Below are 6,188 nucleotides of genomic sequence, written 5' to 3' on the forward strand. Positions count from 1 at the left end.
ATCTCGCGCCGGGTCTGCTTGCGCTTGCCCAGGCCCTCAGCGTCACCGAACGTCAGCTGCATAGATGATCCTCTACATGATGAGGCGGGTAGTGTCGCGTATCTGTGGTGCGTTGTTCAGAGCTTCCCTAGTACTGAGGCCAGCGAGTACATGCCCTTGGCGGCGCCACGGTTCTTGGGCGCATAGCCGGCCTGATACTTTGCGCTTTTCCCCTTAGAGCGCAAGTCGACACCCTTACGGGTTGCGACGACATCCATACCCCACTGGCGACCCTTGCTGCGCGCTTCCTTCATAAAAGAAGACACGTTGTCGAGGGTTTCCCAATGCAGACCGCTTACGAACGTTCGTCCATTCAGGACGAACGTGCCGATCTTCTGCCGATCGGCAATGGATGTATCGATCGATTTGCGGCGCGCCATGCTAAGGGTGTGTCCTGAGTTTGTTCTGTGATTCAGCAATCAACGCATGGCCGAAATTGAAGAGCCGACTTCCGGGGTGATCAGGATCACGATGGCCGTGCGCTGACGCTGTCCTCTAGCGCTTCCGCCGAGCAGCCACGCGAATGGGCTGCCCATGCCGCGGCGATTAGACGAGTGATTCTCCTGTTCGAATCCGTGGAGGATCAGCGTTTCCCCAGCGTGCAGTCGGACCTCGCTGTTGAAGTTACGCGTGTCGATGTCAGGCATCTCGATTTTGGTCCCGCCAGCCTCTTCGCTCCGCAACTCATTGAGCGCGGAGATGTTGATCGAGTACTGCAAGATCATCTCTTCATTCTGCGCAAGGAGTCGGGGCACCACCGTCATGTTGAAGCCAACAGTGACAAACCCGGGGGTCAGCCCTCCGAGCGTGCCAGCTCCCTCGGTTTGGGAGATCTGTGAGCTCTGGATATAGCCTATCTGGCGAGCGATCTGGATTGGCGCTGGACGCAGGTTCAATGTCTTCAACGAAGGCGACGTGATGGTGTTGACGGTACCAAGCGTCGACAGTGCGGATACGATGACATTGGTCCCGGCGAACTTGCCCGTGTTGATGACTGACGCGCCCAGTGTTCCTGCGCTGGAGGCGGGTTGAAAGGGGGTGGTGAATTCAAACTGACGCGACAACGACCTATACACCACGTCCCAATTCACGCCCACTTCGTTCGCATCGTTAAGGGTCAGCGAAAGTACCTTCGCGTGCAATGTGACCTGCTTGGTAAGAGTGGTGTTCTCCCGCTCCAGCATGCTCCCAATACGATCAAGCACATCCGGCGTGTCCGTCACCGTCACCGTCACCGCACCTGTGCTCTGTGAAAGCGCGACACGGCCGATGCCAGGAGTTAACAGAACCTTGATTGAACTTTCGACATCGGTGTACAGCGAGGACTTCATTGATGTAACGGTCGTTTGCGAGCTTCCGACTGTTCCACTGACACCACCTCCACTGGATCCGCCGCTGCTGGCGCCACCGCCACCGCCACCGGAGCCCAATTGAGAGCTCATGCCGTTGTGGGTTGTTGACTGAATGTCAACCTGGTTGGGGAACGCGTCCAGCTGGAAAGTGCGGCTGTCCACATGGAAGATCGAGACGCTGTTATTCCGCTCGTTGTAGCGCCAAGAAAGCCCGTATCGCGAGGCGACGAGATCTAGCAAGCCGGCCAGTGGGCCTTTCCATTCGATGTTGCTTAGCAAAGCTCCGCCGGCGCGACCACCGATTCCACCACTTGCGTTGGCAGCGGTGCCGGTGACAGGCGGCAACAGCGGAAGATTTGGTAGAGGCATACCGCCAACCGGCACAGATGCACCTGCAGACGGTCCGGACGTTGCACTGTTGCTGTCGCCACTGCCAAAAGCGGACAACGCATCTGCTGTAACGCGTACTGCCATCTTGCAGGACTCCGAAACAGCCTGCGCGAATTCAAGGAGGCCCATTGGCTCCAAGGTTTTGAATCCGGGGTCGCATCTCAGAGCTGCCGGAAGCTTCGGAGTAGTGACTGCCATCGGCACCGGTTCCACCCACTGCGAGTTGGAGATGGTGACGGTTTCCCGTTGGCCGGGAACAGCAGGAGTCCGCATATCGATCAGCAACTTTTTCGCTTCACCGTCAACATCGTGGTAAGAGCGGTCGGCATTACGGATGCTGTGCGAGCATCCAGTCAGCATGGTGACGGCCGCAGCCAGGGTGAAGAGGTACTTCATTTCGCTGCTTCCTTTTCCGAATAGCGGATCAGCTTCTGATTGACAAAAATGCCCACCGCCAGGGGCCGCTCGGCGGATTCATAGAGCAGGGTGAATTTGCTGACCGCATCGACAAGCGATCCATCGAATGTCAGCGGCGCGACGATTCGATAGTCAAGATCCTGCATGGGCCAATACACCGTCCAGGACTGTGATTGGGCCCATTGCTCCACCGTCTCTCGTACGGTCGATCCAGCCTTCGCGGACCAAATCTGTTTGTCCTGCACGGGGGTCTGCGTCGACGCCGTAGCGATACGCTGCGCGCTGGATCTGTTTGTCAAAGCTGACGTGTAGTCACGCTTGCCGACGTACAAATGGCGTTTGTTCCAATCGACCTCTATTGACAGGTCGTTATCATTTGCGAGGATGTCCAACACGTCCGTCCACGGACGTCCGCCACGCCAGTTGACCAGCTTGTTTGGATCGAATGATCCGGCGATCTCCGATTTGCCAAATCCACGCCAGCCCTCCGGCGCGATCTGTTTAAGCGCATCAGCGAGCCGCACATCGCGCCCCATACCGCCACGTCGCTCAATTACAGCCGGCGGACCACCCACGTATGAGACCGCGATCAAACCGAAGCCTGAAGAGCTCGGACGGAGCGCTTCCGTGATCGGTGGTGGCTCCTGACCATCGATTGCCACATAGCCGCTTCGCGGAGCAATCGCCGCTACGGACGCCGCTGCACCTGCCACCTTCGGCGCAGGCTCGATAGACGCCACGCGAAAGCCAGCTTGTGCCTGGTTGGCAAGTGCCAACGCCAAGCAGACGAACAAGAGCGAGAGACCTGTTTTCATGTGTCATCCGACGTAGGGTTGGGGTTCGGTACGATGCTGTTGCCGCCGCCCAGCAGCAGCTTGAAGTCGAGGCCATCGGCGCTCATGGGAGCGGCCGAGTGCCGTTGTTGTTGCGCCGTATCATTATTCGACGAAGGCGACGAATGTGCAACATTCGTTTGTTTATCACGCCTAGTTATTTCCGACGATTCGGGCGGATGAGAGGCTTTCGTACGAGCGTTGGGCGGTTCACGTGGCGCACGAGCTACCTCCGATGTCGGTGGCTCAGGACCTACTACCGGGCGTCCCGGAGCCGCATAGAACGGTCCGTGCAGCTGGGTATAGCCGGCTACAAGGATCCGCCTGAGCCATTCGCTCTCTGCCCCCCGGCGCGCGCGTCCTCGCTGGTTGCGCGAGTTCTCGCGGACCTGATTGAAGCGATCGTGAATAGCGTTCATCTCCGCGTCGTCCTCGTAGACGCGGATCCGCATCAGCTTTCCGGACGGCGCTTCATCGCTCATGCGGCAACGTTCCCACGCAGCGTCTTCAGCATGCCTCGCGCATTAGCGAACTCGGGATCCTCAGGCACCACCAAGTGCCGGTACCCCGTCTTCAGGCCGCTGGCCAACAGCGCGGCGCCGCCGCCTACGAGCAGGACTGCCTGCATGTCGGCAGCATCGCCCACCCGCCGCTGCAGCTCGCGCCGGACCTGCTGCAATACCAGGTCGACGGCTTGTTCGCGTTCAGCAGAGATGTCATGCCACTCGCCGCGCAGTTGCACCTTTCCCGTTCGTAAGAACGTCTCCAGTCGCGAAGGACGAACGCCCGCGACATCGAACCTCGCCATGATTAGGCTACGCAAATGGTCGAGCACATGCGTGACACCGACGTTGATCGTGCCGGACGCTGCGTGATCAACGGTCGACCCACGAATAATTGTTGCCGTATCCGTGGTGCGGCCGCCTACATCCACCACCACTACCGGCGCGCTGGGGTCCATTCCTTCCCGCCAATTGTTGGCGTCGTCGAGAGCGTAATCGATATAGGCCATCAGGCCCTGCGCACCAACGAACTGGCCCACAATGCGGGGAGGCTCGCGACCGTCCATCGACTCAACGGGGATGGCCAGATTCTCCATCTTGCGCTTGAGCAGATCTCCGTTGGATTCGGTTGTACCGGCACGGAAGTAAAGTCCGAACGGCAAGCCCGAAGCCAGCACGACATCACGACCGCTCAGCCCATTGGCGTAGAGGGCGTGATGCACCAGGACGCGATTGATATCTGATAGCGCATAGTCATCAAAGCGCGTGTCCTCGCCTTCAATGTCCGGATCAACAGTGAAATCCCGGCCCTGCGTGCGGTACGCGCCTGCGCCCGCGTCACCCCCTGCGGAGCCCAGTGCGCCGCCCAGAGTAAACCCTGGGCGCGCCACGCTCAGCTGCGCGTGGCGGCGATCTGCGGTTACCAGCTTGATCTGGCGAAAACCGTCGTCGACGGCAACAAGAATGGGATTGGACTTAGTCATTGGAATTGCCATCGGAAGTGGTCTATTTCAAATCAACGGGTGTGGATTTCTTTCGCAGCGACCAGCGCGATTGGGCATGGCCCGCCCGGTCGATGCTCGGCGATCCGAGGAGAATGAAGATTGCGAGGACGCCAGTGATTGCCGCCAGCGCGAAAACCGCGATGAACTGCCGCGTCAACGCCGTGACGTCTAAGGAACCCATGACCTCGCGACCGTAGTTGAATGCCGCTTCCGCGAGTGCAGGATCTTTGGTTTCGTACAGTTGATGCACAAACTGCAGTTGTGCGCCGGTCTGATTAAGCAGCATCCCCACCGTGTCGGTGGTGCTCTTAACGCTGATCGCTCCTACGCCGAGTGCGAATATGGCGAGCACCTTCATAGTGAAGATGCCCCAGTTGATAGTGGCCTTTCGCCTTGGATTCATGGGTATAGCTTTCTCGCTTAGTTGCGTATCTGGTGAGTTGCGCTTGGCTCAGCGATGCCGGTACAGGCGGCGTTGTGGGCGATGCCACCAGGCGACGCCGGACCGCACAGGCCCCGCGAGCTTGCAGCGCACGCGCCGCACGAGCACAACGAGCGTGTACTTGTAAAAGGACAAGACCGAGAAGAATAGGAACAGCCCGATGGCCGCTCCCAGCTTGGCGAACGACGGGCTGTAGAACAGGATGACGAAGGGGATACATGCGCGCGCGTCGAATATTAGGAACTTGGCCATCAGTGACGTGTTGCGCCAATCTGCCGGTCCTGACATCACTCACCCTCCCCGGCCAACAAACTTACCTGCGCCCTTGCGGTCTGATCGGCGAGCTCGAAGCGGAGTACCACATCTTCTTTGATGCGACCGGCAGCGAAAAGCTTGCGTGCGTGCATCAGCTTGGTCTGCCCGCGCTCGCGGGTGAGCTGCTGCGCGACTGATGGCACACCTGCAGGATCCCGCATGGCGGCAGTCAGGAGCGCGCGGCGCTCGCTCTCCCCGAATGACAGGTACTCACGCAACGCCACGCGCTTGCCGTCGGTGGACTGGACGAGCTCCTGACAGATGATGAGGCGCAGTGAGTCGATGAGGCCACCCAACATTCCCTGCTGCTCGTTTTTCGGCAGGCTCTGCATGCTGCGTGTAAAAGTAGCGCCGACAGAAGTACTGTGTGCCGTTCCATACACCACGTGACCTGTCTGCGAAGCAAGGATGGCCGCACCAATCGTCTCGCCGTCGCGCATTTCACCGACCACGATGATGTCTGGGTCACGCCGGAGCGAGTTGCGGATTGCAGCGGCAAAGTTCGGCAGGTGATCCGGGATGGAGGTCGATTCAATCTCAGTCGTAGGCTTCTCGACCTTGTCGTAGACGAACTCCACCGGCGACTCGTAGGTGATGATGTGGCTATGCGAATCGGGGTTCTCTGCGATGTCCCTAATCATGCCAGCCAGTAGGGTCGACTTAGGGCCTGTTAACACTAATGGCCCGAGCGATTAAACTATTGGGCATGGAGATCACGCCAGCACAATTTTCTCTGATCGAACACTGCCTGCCGGCGCAGCGCGGCAATGTCAGCATGACCAACCTGCAAGTGGTCAACGCCATCCTTTACGTTGCCGAGCATGGCTGCAAATGGCGCGGCCTACCCAAGCGCTTTGGCAACTGGCATACGGTCTACACACGCATGAACCGTT

General features: G+C 59.1%; 9 protein-coding genes. 1 reads left to right on the plus strand and 8 read right to left on the minus strand.

What is annotated here, in order from left to right:
• Nucleotides 1-116: 116 nt before the first annotated feature.
• From F7R02_RS23585 to F7R02_RS23620, 8 genes are all read right to left on the minus strand, one after another.
• Entirely contained in the window at nt 117-419 is a 303-nt protein-coding gene (locus F7R02_RS23585) for a type 4b pilus protein PilO2 (protein WP_078589343.1), read from the minus strand.
• Nucleotides 420-458: 39 nt separating this feature from the next.
• Nucleotides 459-2,177 (minus strand): PilN family type IVB pilus formation outer membrane protein, encoded by a 1,719-nt coding sequence (pilN, locus tag F7R02_RS23590; protein ID WP_078589345.1) that lies wholly within the window; start codon nt 2,175-2,177, stop codon nt 459-461.
• On the minus strand, nt 2,174-3,013 hold the full coding sequence (locus F7R02_RS23595) for a TcpQ domain-containing protein (protein ID WP_078589347.1): 840 nt from the start codon (nt 3,011-3,013) through the stop codon (nt 2,174-2,176). The genes pilN and F7R02_RS23595 overlap by 4 nt, the downstream gene beginning before the upstream one ends.
• Nucleotides 3,010-3,513: a hypothetical protein gene (locus F7R02_RS23600; protein ID WP_139370882.1), complete on the minus strand. Its 504-nt coding sequence runs from the start codon at nt 3,511-3,513 to the stop codon at nt 3,010-3,012. Before F7R02_RS23600 ends, F7R02_RS23595 begins: the two co-directional genes overlap by 4 nt.
• A complete protein-coding gene (parM, locus tag F7R02_RS23605; RefSeq protein ID WP_078589350.1) occupies nt 3,510-4,517 on the minus strand; it encodes a ParM/StbA family protein in 1,008 nt (335 codons plus the stop codon). The genes F7R02_RS23600 and parM overlap by 4 nt, the downstream gene beginning before the upstream one ends.
• Nucleotides 4,518-4,539: 22 nt before the next feature.
• The gene (locus tag F7R02_RS23610; RefSeq protein WP_235857280.1) at nt 4,540-4,896 is read right to left on the minus strand and encodes a hypothetical protein; all 357 of its coding nucleotides are present in this window, start codon (nt 4,894-4,896) and stop codon (nt 4,540-4,542) included.
• Nucleotides 4,897-4,989: 93 nt separating this feature from the next.
• On the minus strand, nt 4,990-5,268 hold the full coding sequence (gene icmT, locus F7R02_RS23615; protein WP_268874973.1) for an IcmT/TraK family protein: 279 nt from the start codon (nt 5,266-5,268) through the stop codon (nt 4,990-4,992).
• Complete coding sequence (locus tag F7R02_RS23620) at nt 5,268-5,972, minus strand: ATPase, T2SS/T4P/T4SS family (protein WP_078589356.1); 705 nt, start codon at nt 5,970-5,972, stop codon at nt 5,268-5,270. Before F7R02_RS23620 ends, icmT begins: the two co-directional genes overlap by 1 nt.
• 29 nt (nt 5,973-6,001) lie before the next feature.
• Between F7R02_RS23620 and F7R02_RS23625 the strand changes: the two genes are divergently transcribed.
• On the plus strand, nt 6,002-6,188 hold a 187-nt coding region (locus F7R02_RS23625; protein WP_151210039.1), incomplete at its 3' end, for a transposase.

It is taken from the genome of Xanthomonas cissicola (genome assembly GCF_008801575.1).
In the GTDB taxonomy this organism is placed as follows: Bacteria; Pseudomonadota; Gammaproteobacteria; order Xanthomonadales; family Xanthomonadaceae; genus Xanthomonas; species Xanthomonas cissicola.

What these genes read in the sequence shown, in the direction of transcription:
- pilN (WP_078589345.1), bottom strand. Translation starts at nt 2,177, where the DNA reads ATGAAGTACCTCTTCACCCTGGCTGCGGCCGTCACCATGCTGACTGGA.
- F7R02_RS23595 (WP_078589347.1), bottom strand. Translation starts at nt 3,013, where the DNA reads ATGAAAACAGGTCTCTCGCTCTTGTTCGTCTGCTTGGCGTTGGCACTT.
- F7R02_RS23600 (WP_139370882.1), bottom strand. Translation starts at nt 3,513, where the DNA reads ATGAGCGATGAAGCGCCGTCCGGAAAGCTGATGCGGATCCGCGTCTAC.
- icmT (WP_268874973.1), bottom strand. Translation starts at nt 5,268, where the DNA reads ATGTCAGGACCGGCAGATTGGCGCAACACGTCACTGATGGCCAAGTTC.
- F7R02_RS23585 (WP_078589343.1), bottom strand. Translation starts at nt 419, where the DNA reads ATGGCGCGCCGCAAATCGATCGATACATCCATTGCCGATCGGCAGAAG.
- parM (WP_078589350.1), bottom strand. Translation starts at nt 4,517, where the DNA reads ATGACTAAGTCCAATCCCATTCTTGTTGCCGTCGACGACGGTTTTCGC.
- F7R02_RS23610 (WP_235857280.1), bottom strand. Translation starts at nt 4,896, where the DNA reads ATGAAGGTGCTCGCCATATTCGCACTCGGCGTAGGAGCGATCAGCGTT.